Origin of the sequence: Streptomyces arenae (genome assembly GCF_022343545.1) — a bacterium.
GTDB lineage: Bacteria > Actinomycetota > Actinomycetes > Streptomycetales > Streptomycetaceae > Streptomyces > Streptomyces humi.
The window spans coordinates 105,846-131,366 of record NZ_JAKQYH010000040.1 but is presented as its reverse complement, the minus strand read 5'-3'; the positions used below and the strand labels follow the sequence as shown (position 1 = coordinate 131,366).

Annotated in this window: 26 protein-coding genes; 21 read left to right on the top strand and 5 right to left on the bottom strand. The window is 71.7% G+C overall.

The window, feature by feature from the left end; translation table 11 throughout:
• Positions 1-23: 23 nt before the first annotated feature.
• Positions 24-3,272, bottom strand: coding sequence for an ABC transporter permease (locus tag MB828_RS16765; RefSeq protein WP_301648882.1), 3,249 nt, complete (start codon positions 3,270-3,272; stop codon positions 24-26).
• A gap of 380 nt (positions 3,273-3,652) precedes the next feature.
• On the opposite strand from MB828_RS16765, the gene MB828_RS16760 reads away from it, so the two are divergent.
• On the top strand, positions 3,653-4,882 hold the full coding sequence (locus MB828_RS16760) for an MFS transporter (protein WP_301648881.1): 1,230 nt from the start codon (positions 3,653-3,655) through the stop codon (positions 4,880-4,882).
• Between the two features lie 101 nt (positions 4,883-4,983).
• Here MB828_RS16760 and MB828_RS16755 read toward each other — a convergent pair whose 3' ends face one another.
• From MB828_RS16755 to MB828_RS16745, 3 genes are all read right to left on the bottom strand, one after another.
• Positions 4,984-5,139 (bottom strand): DUF6131 family protein, encoded by a 156-nt coding sequence (locus MB828_RS16755; RefSeq protein ID WP_165941719.1) that lies wholly within the window; start codon positions 5,137-5,139, stop codon positions 4,984-4,986.
• A 150-nt stretch (positions 5,140-5,289) separates the two neighbouring features.
• Positions 5,290-5,847, bottom strand: a complete 558-nt coding sequence (locus MB828_RS16750) for a hypothetical protein (RefSeq protein ID WP_133028674.1) — start codon at positions 5,845-5,847, stop codon at positions 5,290-5,292.
• A 336-nt stretch (positions 5,848-6,183) separates the two neighbouring features.
• Positions 6,184-6,432, bottom strand: a complete 249-nt coding sequence (locus tag MB828_RS16745) for a helix-turn-helix domain-containing protein (RefSeq protein ID WP_301648880.1) — start codon at positions 6,430-6,432, stop codon at positions 6,184-6,186.
• 191 nt (positions 6,433-6,623) lie between these two features.
• On the opposite strand from MB828_RS16745, the gene MB828_RS16740 reads away from it, so the two are divergent.
• Both MB828_RS16740 and MB828_RS16735 read left to right on the top strand, forming a co-directional pair.
• A complete protein-coding gene (locus MB828_RS16740) occupies positions 6,624-7,010 on the top strand; it encodes an Imm32 family immunity protein (protein ID WP_301648879.1) in 387 nt (128 codons plus the stop codon).
• A 130-nt stretch (positions 7,011-7,140) separates the two neighbouring features.
• A complete protein-coding gene (locus MB828_RS16735; protein ID WP_301648878.1) occupies positions 7,141-8,205 on the top strand; it encodes a YihY/virulence factor BrkB family protein in 1,065 nt (354 codons plus the stop codon).
• A gap of 93 nt (positions 8,206-8,298) precedes the next feature.
• On the opposite strand, the gene gvpJ is transcribed toward MB828_RS16735, so the two are convergent.
• Positions 8,299-8,691: a gas vesicle protein GvpJ gene (gene gvpJ / locus MB828_RS16730; protein WP_301648955.1), complete on the bottom strand. Its 393-nt coding sequence runs from the start codon at positions 8,689-8,691 to the stop codon at positions 8,299-8,301.
• A gap of 331 nt (positions 8,692-9,022) precedes the next feature.
• Between gvpJ and MB828_RS16725 the strand changes: the two genes are divergently transcribed.
• The 18 genes from MB828_RS16725 to MB828_RS16640 all read left to right on the top strand — a co-directional run bounded on the left by MB828_RS16725 (position 9,023) and on the right by MB828_RS16640 (position 25,482).
• A complete protein-coding gene (locus MB828_RS16725; protein WP_301648954.1) occupies positions 9,023-9,394 on the top strand; it encodes a phage holin family protein in 372 nt (123 codons plus the stop codon).
• Positions 9,391-9,972, top strand: coding sequence for a DUF3618 domain-containing protein (locus MB828_RS16720; protein WP_301648877.1), 582 nt, complete (start codon positions 9,391-9,393; stop codon positions 9,970-9,972). The genes MB828_RS16725 and MB828_RS16720 overlap by 4 nt, the downstream gene beginning before the upstream one ends.
• Positions 9,926-10,150 (top strand): hypothetical protein, encoded by a 225-nt coding sequence (locus MB828_RS16715; RefSeq protein WP_301648962.1) that lies wholly within the window; start codon positions 9,926-9,928, stop codon positions 10,148-10,150. The genes MB828_RS16720 and MB828_RS16715 overlap by 47 nt, the downstream gene beginning before the upstream one ends.
• 615 nt (positions 10,151-10,765) lie before the next feature.
• Positions 10,766-11,095 (top strand): TcmI family type II polyketide cyclase, encoded by a 330-nt coding sequence (locus MB828_RS16710; RefSeq protein ID WP_133028680.1) that lies wholly within the window; start codon positions 10,766-10,768, stop codon positions 11,093-11,095.
• On the top strand, positions 11,092-12,363 hold the full coding sequence (locus tag MB828_RS16705; RefSeq protein ID WP_133028681.1) for a beta-ketoacyl-[acyl-carrier-protein] synthase family protein: 1,272 nt from the start codon (positions 11,092-11,094) through the stop codon (positions 12,361-12,363). The genes MB828_RS16710 and MB828_RS16705 overlap by 4 nt, the downstream gene beginning before the upstream one ends.
• Positions 12,360-13,583: a ketosynthase chain-length factor gene (locus tag MB828_RS16700; protein WP_301648876.1), complete on the top strand. Its 1,224-nt coding sequence runs from the start codon at positions 12,360-12,362 to the stop codon at positions 13,581-13,583. Before MB828_RS16705 ends, MB828_RS16700 begins: the two co-directional genes overlap by 4 nt.
• A 71-nt stretch (positions 13,584-13,654) precedes the next feature.
• A complete protein-coding gene (locus MB828_RS16695) occupies positions 13,655-13,924 on the top strand; it encodes an acyl carrier protein (protein ID WP_133028683.1) in 270 nt (89 codons plus the stop codon).
• Positions 13,925-13,933: 9 nt separating this feature from the next.
• Positions 13,934-14,722, top strand: coding sequence for a 3-oxoacyl-ACP reductase FabG (gene fabG, locus MB828_RS16690; protein WP_301648875.1), 789 nt, complete (start codon positions 13,934-13,936; stop codon positions 14,720-14,722).
• A 35-nt stretch (positions 14,723-14,757) separates the two neighbouring features.
• Positions 14,758-15,705: an aromatase/cyclase gene (locus tag MB828_RS16685; RefSeq protein ID WP_301648874.1), complete on the top strand. Its 948-nt coding sequence runs from the start codon at positions 14,758-14,760 to the stop codon at positions 15,703-15,705.
• A gap of 1 nt (position 15,706) precedes the next feature.
• Positions 15,707-17,038 carry an FAD-dependent monooxygenase gene (locus tag MB828_RS16680; RefSeq protein WP_301648873.1) on the top strand — a complete coding sequence of 444 codons (1,332 nt, stop codon included), beginning with the start codon at positions 15,707-15,709 and terminating at the stop codon, positions 17,036-17,038.
• Positions 17,039-17,049: 11 nt separating this feature from the next.
• Positions 17,050-17,739: an antibiotic biosynthesis monooxygenase family protein gene (locus MB828_RS16675; protein ID WP_301648872.1), complete on the top strand. Its 690-nt coding sequence runs from the start codon at positions 17,050-17,052 to the stop codon at positions 17,737-17,739.
• 5 nt (positions 17,740-17,744) lie between these two features.
• Positions 17,745-19,253 carry an FAD-dependent monooxygenase gene (locus MB828_RS16670; RefSeq protein ID WP_301648871.1) on the top strand — a complete coding sequence of 503 codons (1,509 nt, stop codon included), beginning with the start codon at positions 17,745-17,747 and terminating at the stop codon, positions 19,251-19,253.
• Entirely contained in the window at positions 19,250-19,702 is a 453-nt protein-coding gene (locus MB828_RS16665; protein ID WP_133028689.1) for a nuclear transport factor 2 family protein, read from the top strand. Before MB828_RS16670 ends, MB828_RS16665 begins: the two co-directional genes overlap by 4 nt.
• A 157-nt stretch (positions 19,703-19,859) precedes the next feature.
• Positions 19,860-20,882: a methyltransferase gene (locus tag MB828_RS16660; protein ID WP_301648870.1), complete on the top strand. Its 1,023-nt coding sequence runs from the start codon at positions 19,860-19,862 to the stop codon at positions 20,880-20,882.
• Positions 20,883-20,939: 57 nt separating this feature from the next.
• Complete coding sequence (locus MB828_RS16655) at positions 20,940-21,854, top strand: LLM class flavin-dependent oxidoreductase (protein ID WP_301648869.1); 915 nt, start codon at positions 20,940-20,942, stop codon at positions 21,852-21,854.
• A 182-nt stretch (positions 21,855-22,036) separates the two neighbouring features.
• Complete coding sequence (locus MB828_RS16650) at positions 22,037-23,641, top strand: ABC transporter substrate-binding protein (protein ID WP_301648868.1); 1,605 nt, start codon at positions 22,037-22,039, stop codon at positions 23,639-23,641.
• 12 nt (positions 23,642-23,653) lie between these two features.
• Positions 23,654-24,613, top strand: a complete 960-nt coding sequence (locus tag MB828_RS16645) for an ABC transporter permease (RefSeq protein ID WP_301648867.1) — start codon at positions 23,654-23,656, stop codon at positions 24,611-24,613.
• A gap of 56 nt (positions 24,614-24,669) precedes the next feature.
• On the top strand, positions 24,670-25,482 hold the full coding sequence (locus MB828_RS16640; protein WP_207920976.1) for an ABC transporter permease: 813 nt from the start codon (positions 24,670-24,672) through the stop codon (positions 25,480-25,482).
• The last annotated feature ends 39 nt before the right edge of the window (positions 25,483-25,521 follow it).

The window sequence follows — 25,521 nt, the reverse complement described above, 5'->3', positions numbered from 1 at the left end:
CGGGTCGTGTCCTGCTGCCCGGCTCAACGGTCTTCCCCAGCTCGCAGCACACGGACCAGTTCGACGCGGGCCAACAGCCGGGTCAGGCCCAGCACGACCGCGCTGATGGCCACGGCGGTCGCCGCCGCGGTGAGCGCGACGGTACCCCAGGGCATGACCTGCGGCAGCGGCGGATACGGGGCCTGTCCGCTGTCGTCCACGGTGACCAGCGGCAGCACCGCCGATGCCAGAGCCATACCCATGACCGCGCCCGGGACCACCGCGAACAGCGCCAGCCCCAGCTGTTCGGCGGCCAGCAGCGCGGACAGGCTCCTCGCCCGGACCCCGAACGCCCGCAGCAACGCGAACTCCTTGCTCCGTTGGCGGGTGGAGACCACCGCGTGCACGGTGAAGGCGATGACCGCGAAACCGGGGGCCAGACAACGGACCAGTTCGAGTACCCGGCGCAGCCCGCTGCGGAACGGGTCGGCCCGCAGAGCGACGGCGGTGCGCGCCGCGGTGGTGACGCGGCCCAGCGCGGGCTGCGCCTCGACGGCCGTGGCCGTGCGTGCGCTGTCGGTGCTGCGGAGCCACCAGAACGCGGGATCCTCCTGGTCGGCACCGGCCCGCGTCAGCGCGGCGGCGAGCCGGCGCTGATCAGCGATCAGATGCCCCTGCCCACGGCCCAGTCCGGGCAACGAGTCGACCAGGCCCACGACTCTGACGGTGACGCGGGAGCCGCCCAGTTCCAGCGTGGTGGTGCCGCCCACGCCCAGGCGCGCGTCGCTCAGCGCCGAGGCGTCGGCGCGCACCGGCACCGGTGCCGGCCGGCCCGACGGACCCGCCACGAACCGCAGCCGGCCGCCGGGCCGGGTGTCGTAGTCACTGGCGGCCAGGTCGCCGCCGAAGACGTCGTCGACGGCCTGGGAGGCCCGAACGCCGGTGCTGACGGTGGTCCGCAGCACCGCGGAGCCGCCGCGAACGACCGAGCACACCCCGGGGGTACCGGGCTCGTAGCCACCGGACAGTTTTCCTTTGCACGCCCCCGCGGTGGCGTCCGAGGCGTGGTCCGTGCCGTCGGCCCAGACCTGCCCACCGGGCAGGTGGGTGACCCAGGTGTCCGCGGTGCCGCGCGCGCCCACCCGGACCAGTTCCAGGTCCAGCCGCGCGGGCCGCACGTCCGGTTGCGGCAGGACGCTGACGGCGGTCACCGTCAGCGGATACTCCCGCCGGTGGCCGCCGCTCAGTGCCACGTCCAGGGGGACCACCACGGTGTGCCTGGCGCCGTCGGCGGCGGGCAGCCGGGCCGTCACCGTGCTGACGAGGCCGGACGCGTCCTGCACGGTCAGTCCCAGGGTCGGGGCCGCCCGGCTGCCGTCGCTGCGCAGCCGCTCGTCCAGCAGCAGCGCGGTCGGACGCCCGGCGAGCCGTATTCCGGAGACGGCCGGGGACGGAGTGCGGGGAGCGGGCCCGCCGATCGTGCCGACCAGGTTCTCGGTGGCGCCGCCGGGCAGGGTCACCGTCGTCTGCGTCACCGGTGTCACGGCGGTCACCGCCGGCAGCGCCCGGTACGCGGTGCCCAGTACGGGGGAGGGGTAGCTGTCGGCGGCGGACGGGGAGATCCGCACGTCCGCGCCGACGGTGAACCTGGCCTGCTCGGACGCCAGGCCGCCCAGGCAGGCCAGCGCGGTGGTGGCGAAAGCGCTCACCGACACGGCCACGCACATCAGCACCACCGGACCCGCGTTGCGCGCTGCCCGACGGCTCAACTGCCAGCCGGCCAGCGCGGGGACCAGGCCCCGGCTGCGACGGCCGAACGCGTCCAGCAGCAGGGAGGTCAGCGGCAGCAGTCGTAACAGCAGGAGCGCGGCGGCGCCGGCCACCAGGGTGGGCACCACGACCAGCACCGGGTCGGCGGACGCGCTGCCCGTGCCCAGGCCGGCGAGCAACGAGTGATGCCGCCGCAACTCGAGGTACCCCAGGACCGCGACGACCAGCAGCGCCAGGTCGGCGCCCAGCCGCTGCGCCGCGGCGGCCCGTGCGCCGCGCCCCGGCCGCGACCGCGCCGACGGCAGTACGGGCAGCAGCACCGCCGCTGCGTGCACCAGCAGCGTCAGAGCCACCGCCGTCCACGCGCCGCTGCCCAGGCCGCCGGGGTGCAGCAACCGGGCCAGGAAGGGCGCGGCGACGGCGGCTGGGACGCCGGTGAGCGCCCACTCGGCCGCCCCGCCGCGCAGCAGCCGCACGGTGCCGGCGCCTCTGGCCCGCTGCAGGACCAGCTCGTCGCGTCGGCGTGCCGTCAGCTGGCGGGCCGCCAGCACCAGCGTGGCCAGGGCGAGGGCCGCCAGCATGACGCTCGGCAGGTACAGCGAGGACCGGGCCGCCACCATCGGCACCGTGAGGTCGTCGATCGCGCCGGGCAGTCCCGAGACCACGGTCAGGTCGGCCAGTGACGGCTGCCGTCCGCGGAACACCGACACACGGGTCTGGCTGCCGGAGAAGGCGCGCAGCCGGTCGTGCAACCCGGCGAGGCTGCCCGCGTCGATACGGGAGAAGTCCGGCTGCACACTCCAGCGGGCCGTGAGCTGCCCGTTCAGGACGGCGCTGCCGTTGAGCGCGGACGGCGACACCACCAGCAGCTTCTGGTCGGCGGTTGTCCCCTGGGTCAGGTCGCCGGCCATGGCGGGCCAGAACCCGACGGCACGCCTCGCCCGGAACACGCCGGTGATCCGCACGGTCATGGCCCGCTCGAAGGAGTCCCGTACCTGAAGGCGGGCACCGGGCTCGATGCCCAGGCGCCTGGCCAGCGCGTCGGGCACCGCCGCGTCGACCGGGGCGGTGGACCCGGTGGCGACCCGGACATCGGGGAGCGAGGTGAACGCACCGGCCGGGGCGTCAGCGGTACCGGCGGGCCACCGCCCGGCGACCAACCGCCCGAACCTGCCCGCTTCTTGCACGGCGACGGGGTGCAGCGCGCTGCCGCCGGGAGCACGCGGCGGACCGGCCACCCCGCCGACCCCCGTGACCGAGACCGAGACCGGCGACATGCCCAGCAACCCCACGTACGTGTGCTGCGGCACCCCGGCGAACACCCGGTCAGCGGCGGCCCGCACGTCCCGGTCGGCCGCGGCCATTCCACCGGCCCGGAAGGACGCGCTGACGTTCACCTGCGCGTCGAGGTCGGCAGCCAGCCGCCGTACGGCCCCTGCCTGCACCGAACCAGCGGCCAGCGCCGTGAGCACGGCCAGCGCCGTCGCACACAGCAGCACGGTCACCGCGACGGCGGCCAGCACCAGCCCGTGCTGCGTGGCCCGCCTGACAACAACGGGAACCCGCTGTCGGGCCGGCCGCGGCGCACCCCGGCGTCGCTGCGGCGAAGACGTCAAGGCCGTAACGGCCACACGAAACCCCCGCAGAATCGAACATGTGACGGTGACGGCGCGCCACAGTCCTACCAGGCTTCCCCCGACCACACAAGAATCGCTGATCGCGACAAGACGAGTTCCGGAGCGGGCAGTTGACACGGCAGCACCAGCGGGACGCGCCGTCGGTGCGCACGTCCAGGGTCTGTCCGGCGCTCGGACGGCTCCGCTAGGTTGATGATCAGAATCGGGCTCGTCGACGCGTTGGTGGCTGGGTGGCGCGTCCCCTCGACGTGCCCGACGGAGACTTCGTGTCCTACCGCTCCCTGCTACGTGTCGCAGGTGTCGGCTTCTTCCCCCTGGGATTCCTGGCCCGCCTGCCGTACGCGACCTCGGCCCTGTCCACACTCATCCTGCTCCAGGCAGCGACCCACAGCTACGCCTTCGCCGGTCTCGCCGGCGCGGCCCAGAGCATCGCCATCGCCATAGGCGGCCCCCTGGTCGGAGCCACGACCGACCGCTACGGTCACCGGACCGTGGGCGTGGCCGCTGCGATCGCCAACTTCGGGGCCTGGACGGTCCTGCTGGCCGCGAGCCACGGCAGCCGGGCGAGCATGCTAGCCGCAGCCGCGCTGGTGGGCCTGACTCAGCCCCAGGTCGGCCCCCTGGTACGGGTGCACTGGTCACGACTGGTGCAGTCCCGCAACGAACACCACCTACTGTCACCGGCCATGTCCTACGAGGCGTCCGCCGACGAGCTGAGCTTCGTCGCCGGTCCCGCACTCGTCGGACTGCTCGCCTCCCTCAGCCCCCTCGCGCCCGCTGTCGCCACGATGGCTCTGCTGGCAGCAAGCACCTTCCCCTTTGCCCTCGTCTACGCCCACCGCAGCACGCGCCAGCAGGCATCAGGCCGGCAGGACAAGCCGTACCTGCCCCGCCGCCCCCTGGCCGTCATGTTCCTCGCCATGGTCGCCATGGGAGCGATCTTCGGCTCGGTCCAGACGGCCGTCACCGTCTACGCCAACTCGATCGACGATCCCGGTGCTGCCGGACTCGTCTACGCCGAGTTCGGCATCGGCAGCGCCCTTGCCGGCACCGCCTGCGCCTGGCTCCCGCAGAGGTTCTCCCTGCGCGCCCGCTACGTCTCGTTCGCCGCGATCCTCTGCGCGGGCATGCTGATCCTCTTCATCGGCGCACAACTGGTGTCCGTCCCCGCCGCTGTCGCAGTCGCGAGCTTCACCGTCGCCCCCTACATGATCAGCCTGTACGCACTGACCGAACGCCTCGCCCCCGCCGGACGGGCCGCGGTCGCCATGACCGTCCTGTCCGCCGGCGGCCCCCTCGGTACAGCTGCCGGACAAGCCGTCTCGGGCAACCTCGCAGGGACTCACGGCGTCGACGGCGCGCTCCTGGTCGCCCTCATCGTCGCAGCGGGAGCACTCCTCCTCGCACTCTCGGCATTCCTCGCCGACCGAACGCGCTGTATTGCACGAGTGGGCCGTCGGCGGCCCCTGGCTGGGCGGTCGGCCTCGCACCGTTGACAGGGCGGGAGGCCGACCGTGGCGTGTCGGGTGTCCCGGGGCGGACGACGTGTCATGGCCGCACGTGGTGGGGCCGTTGGTCGGGGCAGGTTCCGTGCGGTCTACCAGTAATGGCGTCGGCCTCCGACAGCGTGTCCCAAGGAGCCGAGGAGGAAGAAGATGAGCCCGATGGCGAGCAGGATGATCCCGATCGTCCACAGGATGCTGATGTGCAGGATGAACCCGACGATGAGCAGGATGATGCCGAGAGCGATCACGGTGGCCTCCTTCTTATGCGGCCAGGCGTGCCGACCGCCCAGGACGGCGCCCGGTGAGGCGTCGCCGATTGTTGTCCTGACGGCTCCGGGGAGAGGACCCGGTTGTCGCGCTGCATGGCGCCTCCATGCAGCTGCGCGGGCGACCGGGTGTCAGGCCGGAGCATGGCGGGCTTGTCCGCCGTCGGAAAGCAGTTCGTCGAACAGGGCGCGGTAGTGGACCATGGCGCTCCGCAGCTGCTCGGTGGTGGCGCTGTGGCCTGCGCTGAGCGTGTCGATCTCGTGAGCGGCCCGGTAGTGCTCCAGGGTGCGGCCGTGCTCCACGGACAGGTCCTTCATCTGCTGCTCGAAGCCCTCAGTGGGGTAGCCGCGCGCCTGCATCAGCGAGGTGACCAGCCGGTCCGCGTCGTGCACCGCGTCCTCCGGCCGGTCCACGAACTCATGCTGCACGCCGTCCCAGTCCCGGGCGAAGCGGTCCCGGGCGCTGTCGGGCAGCGGCTTGATGTCGAGCTCGTCATGGCGCTTCGCCCGCTCGCTGAGCTCACGCTCAGCGGCGAACCGGCTGTCGGATCCCTCGACCGTCCGCTCGTACTCGGGGCCGAAGCGTTCACGCAGCTTGCGCCGCCGCATCAGAAGAGCCATGGCCGACACGATCAGCGCCACGATCACCACTGCGGCAATGATGATCGCCAAAAGAGTTCCTGTGGACATCGGACGGCCTCCTGCCCGACCACTTGTCTCCTCTAACGGGAGATAAAGGACGATGCACGCATACGGGTACCCGTGTCGGTGTCGGACATGCCTTCTCGGCAGTTCGGCGCACTCTGATCGCGGACCCACGTCCTCGCGAGCGCCGAGGAGGCCATCCGGGCCGGCAGGGCGGGAACGTGCGCTGGGCGCCCACAGGTGGGTGCGCCGCCGTTGACGAGCAGGTCGTCGCCCGTCGGCCTCAGCAGCATCGGTGAGCTCGGAGGTCCGATGGCGCAGCGGGTATCCGATGACGGACCTGGAACGGTATCCGGGCGGCCTCCGGGCGAGACGGGGGCATCACACTGGCTGGCCCGCGTGGGCTACGGTCCGACGGTTCTGGCTCGCCGCCAGGACGTCGGAAACCGGCAGCGACAGCGCCTGGGCCAGGTCGGTGAGTTCCTCGGCCGTGGGGCGGATCGGTCCGACGGCCCCGTCTTCGACGAACGCTTTGATGCGAGGGACACGGATACCGGTCGCATAGGCGAGCGCCTCGGCACTCAGGCTCCGGCGCCGCATGACGTTCGCGAGCAGCTCGGTCAGGTCCACTGGTCGATCTCCTTCAGCCGGCATGGCGACGGTGCACCCCTGTGTGCCCGCGCCCTGTACATGGCTGGGCACACCTTCCCGTATGCCCGGCCTCCGCTGTGGCATGAGCGGGCCGGGTAGATCCGAAGTGCCCGATCGCCCCTGGCAGCCGGCTGGCATCATGAGGGTCCGACCCTGAAGGAGTGACGACCGTGAGACTCGTCCGCGACCCTGTGTTCGGCGAAGTGGATCTCACGGCGTCGGCGGAAGAGCTGAGCCGCTTGGCGGGCGCCGTCGCCGACGGCGAGGGGGTTTTCGGCTCCTCGGCCTTGTCCGGCGGCGAGGTCCTGGCGGGGGTCGAGGTGAGGAAGTCTTCCGGCCCTGGGGTCCTCATTGACCTCGACCCCGAGCGGCAGGTCCTGGTGATCAGCGGTGACCCCGCCGGCAGGGAGGCGCTCGCAAACAATCTGCGGGGCATGGCTTCCACCGAGGACGGAGGGCACCTCCACATCGACTACTTCCCCGGGCACTTCTACCTTGCCGAAGGCTCTGTGTCGCTGGTGGTCAGCAGTCCGCACGGAGGCATGCCCACCCGCTGAGTGGGCAGTTGACATGCCCACAGAACAACTTTCACCCCTTTGGCGAGCCGGAACTTCGGATCTGCTCGTCTGCGCAGACAGCGCTCGCTCAGCTGGCGTAGACAGGGCCCAAGGTGGCTACCCGGGTCGTATGTCGAAGCTGCATCTTCCGGGGCGGAAAGCGGAGCGGGGGAGTGACGAGGCGCGGGAACGCGCGAGGCCTACGCCCGAGGAGGCCGGGCCCGGGTCCGAGGTGGAGCGGCGGGCGCCGGACGCACCGACGAAGCTGCCCAAGCGGGCCTGGAGCGCCGTGCTCAAGGGCGCGCTGCGTGAGTTCCAGGACGACGAACTGGCCGACCGCGCCGCAGCCCTCACGTACTACGGGGTGCTGTCGCTGTTCCCGGCGCTGCTGGTGCTGGTGTCGCTGCTGGGTATCACCGGGAAGTCGGCGACCGACACGGTGCTGGCCAACATCAGGAAGTTCGCCCCCGGTTCGGCCCGGGACATCATCACCCAGGCCGTGGAGCAGCTGCAGAGCAACGCCGGCGTCGGCTCGATCATGGCGCTTGTCGGCATCGTGCTGGCGGTGTGGTCGGCCTCCGGTTATGTGGCCGCGTTCATCCGGTCCGCGAACGCCGTCTACGACATGCCGGAGGGCCGCCCGGTGTGGAAGATCCTTCCGGTGCGAATCGGCGTGACCGTCCTGATGATGGTGCTGGCCGTGATCAGTGCGCTGATCGTCGTGTTCACCGGCAGCCTGGCACGCCAGGCCGGCACCGCTCTGGGCATCGGGGACACAGCGGTCACGGTGTGGTCGATCGCCAAGTGGCCCGTCCTGGTCGTCCTGGTCACCGCCATGATCGCGATCCTGTACTGGGCGAGCCCGAACGCGAAGGTCAAGGGCTTCAGGTGGATCACCCCCGGCAGCATCCTCGCCCTGGTGATCTGGATGATCGCCTCCGCCGCCTTCGCGTTCTACGTGGCGAGCTTCGCCTCCTACAACAAGACCTACGGCACCATGGCCGGCGTCATCGTCTTCCTCCTGTGGCTGTGGATCACGAACCTGGCCGTCCTGCTGGGGCTGGAGTTCGACGCGGAGACCGTACGGCAACGGGCCATCGCGGGCGGCCATCCGGCTGAGGCCGAGCCGTACACCCAGCCCCGCGACACCCGGAAGTGGGACGAGGAGGACCAGCGCCGCCTGGACGAGAGGTGACCATCACCTGATGATCTTGTGGGCCGGGACCCTCCTGCCGATGAGTGATCTCCCGAGGTCGGGCGCGGCGAAGAGGGACAGCCTCCACCCGTCTCATTCCCCTCTGCCGCGCGAGGCCCGGTCGCCCTGGTGCTCCCGGCTCTCGTGACGTGTCTGCTGGAAGGCGCCGGAGATCGTCTCCTCGCCGCCGGGCAGGGCTCCCTCGGCCTTGCCGTTGGCGCCGGACCGCGTGAGTTCCGTGAGCCCGGCCGGCTTGCCCGGCCCGGCTTCCAGGTCGAGGCGGTTGCAGGCCTCGGCGAAGCGGAGGTAAGTGTCGACGCTGGCGACGACGATACGTACGTCGATCTGGAGTATCTCGACACCGAGAAGGGAGACCCGCACGTACGCGTCGATCACCAGCCCGCGGTCGAGGATGAGTTCCAGGACGTCGTAGAGGCCGCTGGAACCGCCTCCGCCGCCCGGCTGTCTCGCGACGGTCACAGCGATCAACCCCTTGTTCGTCCGCCTCTGCGCGGTTTCATCGACCCTGGCTGCGTTGCGACGCAGGTTTCCGGGGGTCGAGTAGCCGCCGCCACCTACGACCAAACGTGCGTACGAGCAGCTCGGACCCCGCTGCATCGCGTCCGTCCGAGGCCGTGATCAGACCACGCCCCTTGCCCTGAACCCGTCTGCCCGGGGTACTCGCCGCCTCATCGGATGGCCGGGCGCACGCCGAAGTCCGGCCTGCTGAGAGGAACGGGAGGTGACTGTCGTGTCGAGCACGCAGCCGCACCACGTCGGATCCGGACAGAGCGCGGACCGCTTGGGCCAGGAGCCGATGGGCGAGCTGGTGCAGCGGGCCTCGCAACAGCTGACCGAGCTGGTGCGCGGCGAACTGGGCCTGGCGCGGGCGGAGATGAAGGAGAAGGGCAAGCGCTACGGTAAGGGCGGCGGCCTGTTCGGCGGCGCCGGCGTGGTCGGCTTCCTGATGGCGCAGGCGTCGGTCGCCACCGCGATCGCCGCACTGGCGGTGGCGCTGCCCGTGTGGGCGGCCGGGCTGATCGTCACAGCTGTGCTGGGTGTGATCGCCGCGGTGCTGGCCATGAGTGGAAAGAAGCAGGTCGACCAGGCCGCGCCGCCCACGCCCGAGCAGACCGTCGAGAACGTGAAGGCCGACGTGGCCGAGATCAAGGAGAGCGCACACCGATGACCCAGCCACCTCACGACGAACCCACCGTCTCCAGCCCCGAGGAACTGCGCGAGCAGGTCGAGCAGACCCGGGCCGAACTCGGAGAGACGGTCGAGGCGCTCGCAGCGAAGACCGACGTCAAGGGGCGCGCCCAGGAGAAGGCCGCCGAGGTCAGGGAGCAGGCCGCAGCGAAGACCGCTGAGGTCAAGGAGCAGGCCGCAGCGAAGACCGCTGAGGTCAAGGAGCAGGCCGCAGCGAAGGCGGCCGAGGTCAAGGAGCAGGCCGCAGCGAAGACCGCTGAGGTCAAGGAGCAGGCCGCAGCGAAGGCCGGCGAGCTCAAGGAACAGGCCACGGTCAAGGCCGGAGAACTGAAGGCGAAGGCCGCCGACCTGGCCCACCAGGCGCAGGACCGACTGCCCGACCAGGTCAAGGACAAGGCCGCCCAGGCCGGTCAGCTGTGGGAGGAGAAGGCGCCCGAGCCGGTGCGGGAGAAGACCGCACAGGGGGCGCAACTGGCGCGGGACAACCGCAAGGTGCTGCTGGCGGCAGCGGGTGTGGCCGTCGTGGCGTGGCTGGCCCGCCGACGCCGGAAGAGCTGAGCCGGGCGAGGCATCGAAGATCGCCCACAGGCCGGTCGGTCTCACGCTCGGCGCCGCCGGCGGCATCGCCGCCGGAGCGCTGTGCAAGCAGACGTGGAAGGGGCTCGGCCACGACGAGGACGCCGCGGACACGACAGCCGCCGTCGACCGCGCCGACGCCACCGCCGTCCGCCTGTGACGGGAACCTGGCCCGGCTGACACGCACGAGGAGCTGGGAGGGCCGGTGGGACGCGAACACACCGGTCCTCCCGTGCCCTGACCAGCACCCGTACGAAGGCTGGTGACCTACCGGCGTGGCAGGGCGCGAGCCAGGACGCCGGCGGCCGCTGTCGCGCCGGTGGGCGCCACGGCCGTGTCAGTCCCTGACCCAGACCCAAGACCTCGAACGGGGCCCGGCGCCCTGAGGCACCCGGGATGGCCCCCGATCCCCGGGCGCGCAGGTCGAGCGGGTCGCGACCAGGCCGTCGCCACTCCCAAGTTCCGGCTCGATCGGCCCGGCACCGAGTGGGAGACGCTCAGGCACGTCGGGCGCCCCCTTGTGACGATCGTCTGACGTGTCCCGCGGTTCCCTGTCCCGCGCGTACCCCCCTCTGTGCATGCCCCGCACCCGTCTGACCTTTCCGTGCAGTCCCCCGGAAAAGCCTGACAAAGCCCTGAACCGGCCTGCCTTGAACGCGACCCGCGTACCCCGGAGGCTTGAAGCCGCGGGTCAGCGTGGGCATGCGTGGGGAGCCGGACGCGACATGCAGCGCTGTCATGTCATGGACACTACAGAAGCAGGGAGTGCGTACGCATGCACAGCACCTTGATCGTCGCCAGGCTGGAACCGGGCGCGAGCGCACACGTGGCCGGCCTGTTCGCCGATTTCGACGCGACCGACATGCCGCACAGGATGGGGACCAGGCGACGCCAGCTCTTCCACTACCGGGGGCTGTACTTCCACCTCCAGGACTTCGACGAGGACAACGGGGGAGAGCTGATCGAGGCGGCGAAGACCGACCCCCGTTTCGTCGGGATCAGCAACGACCTGAAGCCGTACATCGAGGCGTACGACCCGGCGACCTGGCGCTCACCGGCGGACGCGATGGCGACGCGGTTCTATTCGTGGGAGACGTCCGCGTGAGCGCGCGTCGCGTCGTCATCACGGGGCTCGAGGTTCTCGCGCCGGGTGGCGTGGGCGCCAAGAACTTCTGGAGCCTGCTGAGCGAGGGACGTACGGCGACTCGGGGAATCACCTTCTTCGACCCCGCGCCGTTCCGCTCCCGCGTCGCCGCCGAGATCGACTTCGATCCGTACGAGCACGGCCTCACCCCGCAGGAAGTGCGCCGCATGGACCGGGCCGCCCAGTTCGCGGTGGTCGCGGCGCGCGGCGCGGTCGCGGACAGCGGGATCGAGTTCGCCGGCCTCGACCCCCACCGCACCGGCGTCACCATCGGCAGCGCGGTCGGCGCCACGATGGGCCTGGACGAGGAGTACCGCGTCGTCAGCGACGGCGGCCGGCTCGCCCTCGTCGACCACGCGTACGCGGCACCGCACCTCTACAACCACCTGGTGCCCAGCTCCTTCGCAGCCGAGGTCGCCTGGGCGGTCGGCGCCGAGGGCCCCGCCACCGTCGTGTCCACCGGATGCACCTCGGGCATCGACTCCGTCGGGTACGCCGCCGAGCTGATCCGCGAGGGAGCGGTCGACATCATGATCGCCGGCTCGTCGGACGCGCCGATCTCTCCGATCACCATGGCCTGCTTCGACGCGATCAAGGCCACCACCCCCCGCCACGACGACCCGGCCCACGCCTCCCGCCCCTTCGACGGCACCCGCAACGGGTTCGTGCTCGGCGAGGGCGCGGCCGTGTTCGTGCTGGAGGAACTCGACAGCGCCCGCAGACGAGGCGCCCACATCTACGCGGAGATCGCCGGGTACGCGACCCGCTCGAACGCCTACCACATGACCGGACTGCGCCCCGACGGCGCGGAGATGGCCGAGGCCATCCGGGTCGCCCTCGACGAGGCCCGGCTGCCCGGCGAGGCCGTCGACTACATCAACGCGCACGGCTCGGGCACGAAACAGAACGACCGCCACGAGACGGCCGCCTTCAAACGCAGCCTCGGTGAGCACGCCTACCGCACCCCCGTCAGCTCGATCAAGTCGATGGTGGGCCACTCCCTGGGCGCGATCGGCTCCATCGAGATCGCCGCCTCGGTCCTGGCCATGGAGTACGACGTCGTTCCGCCGACCGCCAACCTCCACACCCCCGACCCCGAGTGCGACCTCGACTACGTGCCGCTGGAGGCTCGCGACCAGCTCACCGACGTGGTACTCACGGTCGGCAGCGGGTTCGGCGGGTTCCAGAGCGCGATGGTGCTGGCCGAGCCGGGAAGGCCGCAGCCGTGAGTGCCGCGACCGTCGTGGTGACCGGACTCGGCGTGGCCTCGCCGACCGGGCTCGGGACGCGCGAGCACTGGACGGCCACGCTCGAGGGCCGCAGCGGCATCGGCCGCCTCACCCGCTTCGACCCCTCCGGCTACCCGGCGAAACTCGCTGGTGAGATCACCGGGTTCAGCGCCGAGGAGCATCTGCCGGGCCGGCTCATCCCGCAGACCGACCGGATGACCCGGCTCGCCCTCGCCGCCGCCGACTGGGCGCTGGCCGACGCGGGCGTACGCCCTGACACGTTGGCCTCCTTCGACATGGGCGTGGTCACCGCGAGTGCGTCCGGCGGCTTCGAGTTCGGCCAGAACGAGCTGCGTAAGCTGTGGAGCCAGGGCAGCCAGTACGTGTCCGCGTACCAGTCCTTCGCCTGGTTCTACGCCGTCAACAGCGGCCAGATCTCCATCCGCAACGGCATGAAGGGCCCCAGCGGCGTCGTCGTCAGCGACCAGGCCGGCGGCCTCGACGCGGTCGCCCAGGCCCGTCGGCAGATCCGCAAGGGCACCCGTCTTGTCGTGTCCGGCGGCGTCGACGCCTCCCTGTGCCCCTGGGGCTGGGTCGCACAGCTCGCCGGCGGCCGGCTCAGCACCAGCGAGGACCCGGCCCGCGCCTACCTCCCCTTCGACCGCGACGCCTGCGGCTACGTGCCCGGCGAAGGCGGCGCCATCCTGATCCTGGAGGCCGCCGAGGCCGCCCGGGCACGCGGTGCGCGCTCCTACGGGGAGATCGCCGGGTACGGCGCCACCTTCGACCCCAGGCCCGGCAGCGGGCGCCCGCCCGGCCTGCGCAAGGCCGTCGAACTCGCCCTCGCTGACGCGGGCGCCCAACCCGCCGACGTGGACGTGGTGTTCGCCGACGCGGCCGGCGACCCCGACCTCGACCGCGCCGAAGCCGACGCGCTCGTCCAGGTCTTCGGCGCGCACGGCGTCCCGGTCAGCGGCCCCAAGACGATGACCGGCCGCCTCTACTCGGGCGCCGCCCCCCTCGACCTGGCCACCGCCCTGCTCGCCCTGCGCGACGGAATCGTCCCCGCCACCGTCAACGTCAAGCTCTCCCCCGAGTACGACATAGACCTCGTCGTCGACCGGCCGCGCCGCCTCGGCCTGCGCACCGCACTGGTCCTGGCCCGGGGACACGGCGGCTTCAACTCCGCCGTCGTCCTGCGAGCGCCCGCACCGCACTGACCGTCCCGTCCCGAAGAACCGTCGCACCGCCCAAGCCCTCACCCAGCCGCCCCATCGGAAGGACCCCCCCCGTGTCTGCCGATCCGTTCACCCTCGCCGATCTCAAGCGCATCCTCGTGGAAGCCGCCGGCGCCGAAGAGGGCGTCGACCTCGACGGTGACGTCCTGGACACCGAGTTCACCGCGCTCGGCTACGAGTCGCTGGCCCTCCTCGAGACCGGCAGCCGGATCGAGCGCGCATACGGCATCGCCCTCGACGACGACCTGCTGACCGACGCGCTCACCCCCCGTGCCCTCATCGGCTTCGTCAACGACCTGCTGACCGTCACCCGCACCGTCTGAGAGGCCACCATGACCACGACCACCACAGGCCGTGTCGCGCTCGTCACCGGCGCCACCAGCGGCATCGGCCTGGCCGTCGCCCGGCTGCTCGCCGTCCAGGGGCACCGCGTGTTCATCGGTGCCCGCGACGCGGAGAACGTCGAGGCCACCGTCAAGGAACTCGTCGCGGAGGGCCTCGACGTGGCCGGCACCACCGTCGACGTGCGCGAACCCGATGCCGTACGGGACTTCGTGCGGGCCGCGCTGGAACGGTTCGGGACGATCGACGTGCTCGTCAACAACGCGGGCCGGTCCGGCGGCGGTGTCACCGCCGACATCGCCGACGAGCTGTGGGAGGACGTCATAGAGACGAACCTGACCAGCGTCTTCCGGGTCACCCGAGAGGTCCTCACCACCGGCGGGCTGCGTCACAAGGACCGGGGCCGCATCATCAACATCGCCTCCACGGCCGGTAAGCAGGGCGTCGTACTGGGCGCCCCCTACTCCGCGTCCAAGCACGGCGTCGTCGGTTTCACCAAGGCCCTCGGCAACGAACTCGCGCCCACCGGCATCACCGTCAACGCGGTCTGCCCCGGGTATGTCGAGACGCCGATGGCGCAGCGGGTCCGGCAGGGGTACGCCGCCGCCTACGACACCAGCGAGGACGCGATCCTGGAGAAGTTCCAGGCGAAGATCCCGCTCGGCCGGTACTCCACCCCGGAAGAGGTCGCGGGCCTGGTCGGCTACCTCGCCTCCGACACCGCCGCCTCCATCACCGCACAGGCCCTCAACGTCTGCGGCGGCCTCGGCAACTTCTGACCAGGACCCACGACCATGACGAAGGAACCGCGACCATGACAACCCGTGAGGTCGAGCACGAAATCACCGTCGACGCCCCCGCGGCGGCCGTCTACCACCTCCTGGCCGACGTGGTGAACTGGCCCCGGATCTTCCCGCCCACCATCCACGTCGACCGGGTCGAGCACACCGGCGCCGAGGAACGCATCCGGATCTGGGCCACGGCACGCGGCCAGGCCAAGCACTGGACCTCCCGCCGCACCCTGGACCCGGACGTCCTGCGCATCACCTTCCGGCAGGAGATCAGCACCCCGCCGGTCGCCGCGATGGGCGGCGCCTGGATCATCGAACCCCTCGGCGACGACCAGGCCCGGGTCCGGCTCACACACGACTACCGCGCCGTCGACGACGACCCGGAAGGGCTCGCCTGGATCGACGACGCCGTCGACCGCAACAGCCGCTCCGAACTCGCCGCGCTGCGCACCAACGTCGAAGCCGCCCACGCCGCCGAGGACCTGACGTTCTCCTTCACCGACAGCGTCACCGTCGCCGGCGCCGCCAAGGACCTCTTCGACTTCGTCAACGAGGCCGACCGGTGGGCCGAGCGGCTCCCGCACGTCGCGTCCGTACGCCTCACCGAGGACACCCCGGGACTCCAGACCCTGGAGATGGACACCCGCGCCAAGGACGGCTCCACGCACACCACCAAGTCGTACCGCGTGACCTTCCCCCACCACCGCATCGCCTACAAGCAGGTCACCCTGCCCGCGCTGCTGACCCTGCACACCGGCGTGTGGACCTTCGAGGAGACCGCAGAAGGCACCGTCGCCTCCTCCCAGCACACCGTCAGCCTCAACACCGACACCATCACCGCCGTCCTCGGCCCGGAGGCGACCGTGGCCGACGCCCGGACGTACGTCCACACCGCCCTGTCCACCAACAGCCTCGCCACCCTCGGCCACGCCAAGGCGCACGCCGAGACACTCGCGGGGGAGCGGGGCTGACGTGCTCGACACGCAGGTCGTGGTCGTCGGCGCGGGCCCCGTCGGACTGCTGCTCGCCGGGGAACTGCGCCTCGGCGGCGCCGACGTCGTCGTACTCGAGCGGCTTGAGGAGCCCACCACCGAGTCGCGGGCCTCGACGCTGCACGCCCGCACGATGGAGATCTTCGACAGCCGAGGGCTGTGGGACGGCGCCGACAGCCCGGCGAGCGACCCGCGCGGGCACTTCGCCGGGATCCCGGTCGACCTGACACTGCCCGGCAGCCGGCCGGGGCTGTGGAAGGTGCCCCAGTTCGACACCGAACGCCTGCTCGGGCGCTGGGCCGCCGGGCTCGGCGCCGACGTGCGGCGCGGGCAGGAGGTGCGGACGGTCACCGACACGGGCGCGTACGTCGAGGCCAGGACCGGCGATCACGTCGTACGCGCCGCCTGGCTGGTCGCCTGCGACGGCGAGGACAGCACCGTGCGCCGCCTCCTCGGCGCGGACTTCCCCGGCCACGACGCGCGGCGCGAGCTGCTGCGGGCCGACGTCGCCGGAATCGAGGTCCCCGACCGGCGCTTCGAACGGCTGCCGGACGGGCTGGCCGTCGCCGCCCGCCGAGCCGACGGGGTGACGCGGGTGATGGTCCACGAGCACGGCGCGCCGGTGCCCGCCCGCACCGGGCCGCCCGCGTACGACGAGATCGCGCGCGCCTGGAAAAGGGTCACCGGCGAGGACGTCAGCGGCGGCACCCCGCTGTGGGTGAACGCGTTCGACGACACGACCCGCCAGCTCACCCACTACCGGCACGGCCGTGTCCTGTTCGCGGGCGACGCGGCGCACCGCCAGCCCCCCATCGGCGGCCAGGCCCTCAACCTGGGACTGCACGACGCCTTCAACCTGGGCTGGAAACTCGCCGCCGAGGTCACCGGCCGCGCCCACCCCGGCCTCCTCGACACCTACCACGCCGAACGCCACCCGGTCGGTGCGCGTACCCTCTCCGCCATCGAGGCGCAGGCGCTGCTGCTGTTCGGCGGCCCCGAGGTGGAACCCGTCCGCGCCCTGCTCACCGAACTCATCGGCCACGAACCGGTGCGTGTGCACCTCGCCGCGATGATCGGCGGCCTCGACGTCCACTACGACGGCGTCGGCGCCCGCCTGCCGCACAGCACCGGACTCCAGCGCGCCGGACGCGGGTTGCTCCTCGGCCCCGCCGACATCCTGGACGGCATCCCCTACGCCCCGGCCGAGCACTGGACCCTCGTACGGCCCGACGGGCACACCGTCTGGTCGGACCCGTCCGACCCGCCGCCCCAAGAGGTGCTCACCCGCTGGTTCACCCCTCCGACGACGTAAGGAAACCCGCCATGCCCCGGATCTCGCCCGACGACGGCTACCTGACCGTCTTCAACCTCTTCGAGACGGACACCCGGCCCCTCCAGGACGACGTACTCGACGCGATGCGCGACATCATCGACCACGCCGACTACCCCGGCTGGATCTCCTCGACGCTGCACTCGGGCGTGGACGAGCCGGGCACCGTCAACTACATCCAGTGGCGCAGCGCCGCCGACCTCCAGGCCCGGTACGCGGGCCAGAAGTTCCAGCAGAAGACCGTGCCCCTGTTCCACAAGCTCGCCCGGACCGTACGCCTGCTGAAGACCGAACTGGCCTTCACCCAGCACCACCCCGCGCTGGACCAGGGCATCGAGATCTCCCCGGAACGCGACGACTACACCGTCGTGATCGTCTTCGACACGCGTCCCGAGGACCAGAAGGACCTCCTGGAAGCCCTCGCCAAACCGGACGAGTGGATCACGACCGTGCCCGGCTACCGCTCGCACACCTACTTCCGGGGCGTGGACGGCACGTACGTCGTCAACTACGCCCAGTGGGACAGCAAGGAGACGTACGACGCGTTCCACACCCTTCCCGAGGAGCGGCGGCCGGCCGACATCCGCCAGGGCCGGGAACGGGCGCGGTCCCTCGTCACCGGGCGGCAGGCCAACACCTACCGGGTGACGCACTCCCGGTCGGCGCTGCCGGCGAAGGGCTGACCGGCATGGCCGACACCGACACCGACGTCATCATCGTCGGCGCGGGGCCGACCGGGCTGACGCTCGCCGGAGAACTGCGCCTGGGCGGCGCGCGCGTGACGGTCGTGGAACGGCTCCCCGCGCCGACCGGACAGTCCCGCGGGCTCGGTTTCACCGCCCGCGCCATGGAGGCGTTCGACCAGCGCGGGCTGCTGCCGCGCTTCGGCACGCCGGAGACCAGCCCCGTCGGCCACTTCGGCGGTGTGCGGTTCGACTACACCGTGCTGCCCGGCGCCCATTTCGGGGCCCGGGGCATACCGCAGTCGCGCACCGAGGCGGTGCTGGAGGAATGGGCGGTCGAACTCGGCGCGGTCGTCCACCGGGGGTGGGAGTTCACCGGGCTGGAGGCCGGTGACTCGGCCGTGGACATCACCGTACGTACCCCCGAAGGGCCCGGGCGGCTGCGCGCCGCCTATCTCGTGGGCGCCGACGGCGGGCACAGTCCCGTGCGTGAGGCCGCCGGGATCGCCTTCCCCGGCACACCCGCCGCCCGTGTCATGTACCTCGCTGACGTGGTGGGCCGCAAGCTGCGGCCCCGCCCGCTCGGGGAGCGTCTGGAACACGGCATGGTGATGGCGGCGCCCCTGACCGACGAGGTCGACCGCATCATCGTCTGCCCGGACGGCGCCCCGCCCCGCGAGGACGCGCAGCCCGTCACGTTCGCCGAGGTCGCGGACGCCTGGCGGCGGCTCACCGGCGAGGACATCGCGGACGCCGACACCGAGTGGGTCAGCTCCTTCACCGACGCCACCCGGCAGGCGGCCACCTACCGGGCGGGCCGCGTCCTGCTCGCCGGGGACGCCGCCCACATCCACCTCCCGGCTGGCGGCCAGGGCATGAGCACCGGCATCCTGGACGCCGTCAACCTGGGCTGGAAACTCGCCGCCGAGGTCACCGGCCGCGCCCACCCCGGCCTCCTCGACACCTACCACGCCGAACGCCACCCGGTCGGCGCCCGCCTGCTGCTGAACACCCGCGCCCAGGGCACGGTCTTCCTCGGCGGCCGGGAGTCCGACCCGCTGCGCGCCCTGTTCGCCGAGCTCATCGCGTACGACGACGTCAAACGCCATCTCGCGGGCGCGGTGAGCGGTATCGACGTCCGGTACGACCTCGGCGGCGGCCACCCGCTGACCGGCGGGCGCGTCGCACCCCGGGCCCTGGTCGGGCCCGCCGGGGAGACCAGTACCGCCCAGCTCCTGCACCCCGCGCGCGGCGTCCTCCTCGACCTCGCCGACGACCCGGAGATCCGTGCGGCCGCCGCCCCCTGGCACGACCGGGTGACCGTCACGACCGCCAAGCCGGCCGACGACCCGTACGACGACCCGAACGACGAACTGGTCGGCGTGAACGCCCTGTTGATCCGCCCTGACGGGCACGCCGCGTGGGCGTCGGCCGCGCCCGGCGGCGAGGGGCTCACCGACGCCCTGCACCGCTGGTTCGGACCCGCCACCGACCGAGAGGCAGTACCGGCATGAGTGAGAAGACCCTCGCCGACCTGCGAGACCGAGCCGACCTCACCGCCCTGGCCGACCGCTACGTCACCCACCTCGACCGCGACCGGCACCGCGACGACTGGTTCGGGGCGGTGTTCACCGACGACGTCCACCTCACCTTCCCGATGGGTGAGTACAAGGGGATCGCGGGCCTCACCGAGTTCCAGGAGATGGCCCGTACCACCTTCGAGCGCACCCACCACACCGCGTCCAACTACTCCATCGACGTCGACGGCGACCGTGCCACGATCCGCGCGCACCTGACCGCCGTACACGTCCGCAAGGCCGCCGAGCCCGGCGTCCACTTCACCATCGGCGGACACTACGAGGCCGGTGCGGTGCGGACCGCCGACGGCTGGCGCATCGACCGGTTCGTCTTCGACCTGGTGTGGCACGAAGGACAGGGCCCGCAGGGCGCTCCGGGGCACTGACCTCGCGACTTTGCAGAGATCTGACGTACCGCGCAAAGACCTGACGTCAGCGCGGCTTGTACCGCCCGATCGGCCCCCGACACACTTCAGGTGGGCCTGTCGGTGTGTCCCGGTCGGACCCACCGACCGACCCCGCCGCCGAGGAGGAAGCTCCGCCATGCCCCCAGGCACCACCGAACTGCCCTTGCCCGCACAGGTGTTGCAGCTCATCACCGCAGGATGGCTCGCCCAGGCGGTCAGCGCGACCGCCGAACTCGGCGTCGCCGACGCGCTCGCCGACGGCCCCCGGGCACTCGCCGGACTCGCCGCCGCGACCGACACGCACGCGCCCAGCCTCTACCGGCTGCTGCGGGCCGGCGCCGACATCGGCCTGTTCACCGAGCACGACGGCCAGGTCTTCGAACTGACCCCCCTGGGCGACGCGTTGCGCGCCGACAGCCCCGTCAGCCTGCGCAACTTCGCGATCTGGACCGGGCTGCCCGCAGAACGGCACGCCTGGGCCGGCCTCGCCGACGCCGTCCGCACCGGGCACACCGCCTTCCCCGAGGTGCTCGGCAAGTCCGTCTGGGACTACCTGCACGACCACCCCGACGTGCTCGGCGTCTTCGACCGGGCCATGACCGAGGCGTCCCGGCAGATCATCGCGCCGGTCGTCGCTGCCTACGACTTCGGGCGGTTCTCGACGATCGTCGACGCGGGCGGCGGGCGGGGCGCGTTGCTGGCCGCCGTCCTCGCGTCCGCGCCCGGGACCCGCGGGGTGCTCTACGACCGGCCGGAAGTCATCGCGTCGGCCGGGCAGCCGCTGCGGGACGCCGGGGTGGCCGACCGGGCGGAGCTGGTCGCCGGGGACTTCTTCGAGTCCGTGCCGGGCGGCGGTGACGCCGTGATCCTCTCCAACATCATCCACGACTGGGACGACGAGCAGTCCCGGCGCATCCTGACCAACGCACGTGCCGCGCTGGCCGACGGGGGACACGTACTGCTGGTCGAGGCCGTGTTGCCGGACCGGCCCCGGCCCTCGCCGACGGTGTCCCTGATGGACCTCGACATGCTCGTCGTCGCCGGGGGCCAGCAGCGTACGGCCGGTGAGTTCCAGGCACTGCTGGCGGACTCGGGACTCGAGCTGACGCGGGTCGTGCCGGGCGGGCACTGCAGCGTGGTCGAGGCCGTGCGGGTCTGACACCGGGTGTGTGCCTTCCGTGACGCCCACTGAATCCGTGACCGAGGAAAGAAGCTGATGACAGAACGGCTCGCACGCAAACTGTGGTTCGGGATCGGTCCGGGGGTCGCCGTCGACAGCGCGCAGGACGTCGTACGCCGGGTCGAGTACGCCGACCGGGCGGGACTCGACTTCTTCGCCCTGTCCGACCACCCGTACTACGGCGACCGGCTGGAGGCGTACAGCACGCTCGGCCTGCTCCTCGGCCGGACCCGGACCATCACCGGCGTCACGACCGTCACCAACCTGCCCACCCGCCCGGTGCCGCTGCTGGCGCGCACCCTGTCGACGCTGTCCGCGCTCTCCGGGGGCCGGGTGGTCCTCGGCATCGGCGCGGGCGGCTACTGGGACGACATCGTCCGCTTCGGCGTCACCCGGCTCGACCCGGCCGCCGCCGTACGCGCCCTGGAGGAGGCCATCGGCCTGGTGCGGGCGCTGTCCGACGGGCCGGCCCCGGTCACCCTGGACGGCGAGTTCACCCAGGTCGTCGCGCTCGACCCGGCGCCGGTCCCCGCGCCGCTGGTCTGGACGGGGTCCGTGGGCCCCAAGTCCCTCGCGGTCACCGGGCGTTCGGCGGACGGCTGGATCCCCGGCAACGCGGCGGACTGGCACAGCGAGCGGTACCGCGGCTCACGACCGCTGGTCGAGGAAGCCGCGCGCTCCGTCGGCCGTGACCCCGCGGACATCGCGACCGTGTTCAACCTGCCGGCCCGCATCACCGACGCCCCCGTCAACGCCCCCCGCGACGCGTCCGGACGGTGGCTGGGCGGTTCCGTCGGCCAGTGGATCACCGAGCTGACCGAGGCCGTCCTCGAACACGGCGCATCAGGGTTCGTGTACTTCGCGTCCGGTGATCCCTCGGGTCAGGTCGGTCTCGGGCGCTGGGCGGAGGAGATCGTGCCGGCCGTAAGGGAGGCGGTGGCCAAGGGCTGACGAACGAGCACACGCCCACGCCACTTTCTCCTGCCGCTTCCCCGCGTTCCTTGGAGCCGTGTCCCTTCGAGACCGTGTCCCTTCGACACCGTTTCCCTTCGAGACCGTGTCCCTTCGACACCGTCTCCCTTCGAGATCCGTGTTCCTTCGAGATCCGTGTTCCTTTTGAGAGAGGTCCTGAGATGCCCACCAGAACCACCCCCTCGCGCCGTCGGCTTCGTCTCGCGGGCGCGCTGCTCGCGGTCGTCCTGCCTGTCGCCGCGTGTTCCGGCGGGGGCGGGGACTCGGGCACCACGAGCGACGGGGCGCCGCGCGCCGGGGGCACGCTGCTGGTCGGGGCCGAGGCGGATCCGGGGTGCCTGGATCCGCAGCAGACGGGGCAGATCAGCGCGGTCGACGTCACCCGGTCCGTGGTCGACTCGCTCACCGCTCAGGATCCCAAGTCCGGCAAGATCGTGCCGTGGCTGGCGAAGTCGTTCACGACCAGTGCGGACGGCAGCGCGTTCACCTTCGTGCTGCGCGACGGCGCCACCTTCAGCGACGGCAAGCCCGTCGACGCGGCGGCGGTGAAGGCCACGTTCGACAACCTGGTGAAGCTGCCCGCGAACGGTGCCCCCAGCTATCTGATCGGCTACAAGGGCACCACCGTCACCGACGCGCACACCCTCACCGTCAAGTTCGCCACGGCCAACGCCCAGTTCCTCCAGGCGACTTCGACCGTCGGCCTGGGGATCCTGTCGCCCGCGTCGTTCACCGCCTCGGCCGCCGACCGCTGCCGTGGCAAGTTCATCGGCTCGGGCCCGTACGTCCTGGACCACTACACCACCAACCAGGAAGCCGTACTGAAGAAGCGGGCGGACTACGCCTGGCCGTCGTCCCTCGCCACGCACAAGGGCGTCGCCCACCTGGACGAGGTCAAGTTCACGTTCATCCCGGAAGCCGGCGCCCGCACCGGCGCCCTGTCCTCCGGTCAGGTCGACATCGCCAAGGCCCTCCAGCCCACGGACGAGGCCCAGTTCAAGGGCCACGGCTTCCGCGTCCTGTCGGCGCCGGGGCCCGGGCTCGTACCGCCGCTCTCCCTCAACCACCGGGGGATCCTCGCCGACCAGAAGGTCCGCGAGGCGCTCCTCAAGGGCATAGACCGGCAGGGGCTCGTCGACTCGGTGTTCAGCGGCTCGTACAAGCCCGCCACCAGCGTGCTGTCCTCGACGACGCCGTACTACGAGAACTTCTCCGACAAACTCCGCTTCGACCCGCAGGGCGCCAAAGCCCTGCTGGACAGCGCGGGCTGGAAGGAGGGCAAGGACGGCATCCGCGAGAAGGACGGCAAGCCGCTCACCCTCACCTGGCTGATCCCCGCGCCGATGCCGCCCGCGAACGAGGCCGTGCAGCAGCAGCTCCGGAAGATCGGCGTCGACCTGAAACTGAAGGCCGTCACCCCCGCCGTCTACGTCGAGCAGCAGCAGAAGGGCAACTTCGACCTCACCGCCGTCGGTGTCACCCGCGCCGACCCCGACGTCCTGCGCACCATCTTCTACACCAAGAGCGCCAACCTGTGGCACCTGCCGCCGAGTGAACTCGACACCTACCTCGAACAGGAGGCCGCGGCGACCGACGCGAAGACCCGCCAGACCGCCGTGTCCAAAGCGGTCCGCTGGATCCTCGACCACGCCGACACCGTCCCGCTGTACGAGGGCGCCCAGGTCCATGGCGTCTCCGACAAGGTCAAGGGCTTCACGCTCGACGCCTCCAACCGGTTCGACCTGTACGACACCTGGCTGGGCTGAGGGAGACCGACTGTGCACACGGCCCGTTACGCGGCCACCCGGACACTGCGCGCGGTGTTCGTCGTCTGGGCCGCGTTCACCCTCACGTTCATCGCCCTGCGCCTGCTGCCCGGCGACCCGGTCGCGCTGATGCTCAGCGGACGCGGCGGCTTCGCCGAACTGACACCACAGCAGGTCGCCCAGGCGCGCGCGCAACTCGGCTTCGACCGGCCGCTGATCGTCCAGTACGGCTCCGCGCTCGCCGGCGCGCTCCACGGTGACCTCGGCGCGTCCCTCCAGACCGGGCAGCCGGTCTCCCGCATGATCGCCGACGCGATCCCACCGACCCTTCAGATCGGCACCCTCGCACTGCTGCTCGCGCTGACCCTGGGCACGCTGCTCGGGGTCGCCGCGAACCTCACCGCGAGCCCTCTCCTACGCCAACTCCTGCGCTCAGTTCCGTCGTTCGCGGTGTCCCTGCCCTCCTTCTGGGTGGGGCTCGTCCTGATCCAGTTTCTCTCCTTCCGCTGGCACCTCTTCCCCTCCCTCGGCGACAGCGGCTTCGACAGCGTGATCCTGCCGGCCTCCACCCTGGCGGTCCCGGGAGCCGCACTCGTCGCCCAGGTCCTCGGCAAGTCCCTCCACACGACGCTCCAGGAGCCGTACGCGGACACCGTCCGGGCCACGGGGGCGGGCCGTGCGCGGCTGCTGTTCGGGCACGGGCTGCGCAACGCGGCCATCCCGGCCGCGACCGTCGCCGGCATGCTCGTCGGCTCGCTGATCGGAGGCGCGGTCGTCGTCGAGACGGTCTTCGCACGGCCCGGGATGGGCCGCATCACCCAGTCGGCCGTCTCCGCGCAGGACCTGCCGGTCGTCCAAGGGGTGGTGGTGGTCGCCGCTCTGGCCTTCGCGGTGGTCAACCTGCTGATCGACCTGCTGTATCCGGTGCTCGACCCCCGTATCCGCGCCACGGGACGGCTGGTGACCGCATGACGACGCTGACCCGATCACCCGTAGAGCCGGTCCGGGAGCCCGCTCGGCTTCACCGCGTGTTCTCGGCCGCACTCCGCTCGCCCGGCGTCACGCTCTCCGTCTGCGTCCTCGTGCTGGTCCTCGGCTGGGCCCTGGTACCGGACTGGTTCACCTCCCGCAGCCCCCTCACGGGCGCACCGGCGGACCGCTTCCGACCGCCGAGCGTCCAGCACCTCTTCGGGACCGACCAGCTGGGCCGCGACATCTACGCCCGAGTGGTCCACGGTGCGGCCCTGTCGCTCCGCGCCACCGTCCTGGCCATCCTCATCGCCCTGGGCGGCGGAGTGGTCCTCGGGCTCGTCGCCGGGTTCTTCGGCCGCTGGACGGACGCGGTCATCATGCGGGCCGTCGAGGTCACGATGTCCGTCCCGCCACTGCTGCTCTCCCTCACCCTCGTCACCGCGCTCGGCGTGGGAACCGCCCAGATCGCCGTCGCCATCGGCGCGACCAGCGTCGCCGCGTTCACCCGGGTCATGCGGGCGGAAGTACTGCGCGTACGGGCCGCACCGTACGTCGAGGCCGCGATCCTCTGCGGCGCGCGATGGTGGCGCGTCCTCCCCCGCTACATCCTCCCCGCCGCCGTCGGCCCCGTCCTGGCGCTGGCCGCCCTCGACTTCGGCCTCGTCGTCCTCGCGATCTCCAGCCTGGGCTTCCTCGGCTATGGCGAACCCCCACCTGCCCCGGAATGGGGCTCCCTCGTCGCCGACGGCCGTAACTACCTCGCGACGGCCTGGTGGCTGACCACTCTGCCCAGTCTCACGGTCACGATCGTCGTTCTCGCGGCGAACCGGCTGTCACGGGTACTCGAAGCGAAGGGGGGACATCGGTGAATCCGGTGGAGCCGGCCCGTGATCACGAGCCGGCGGGGG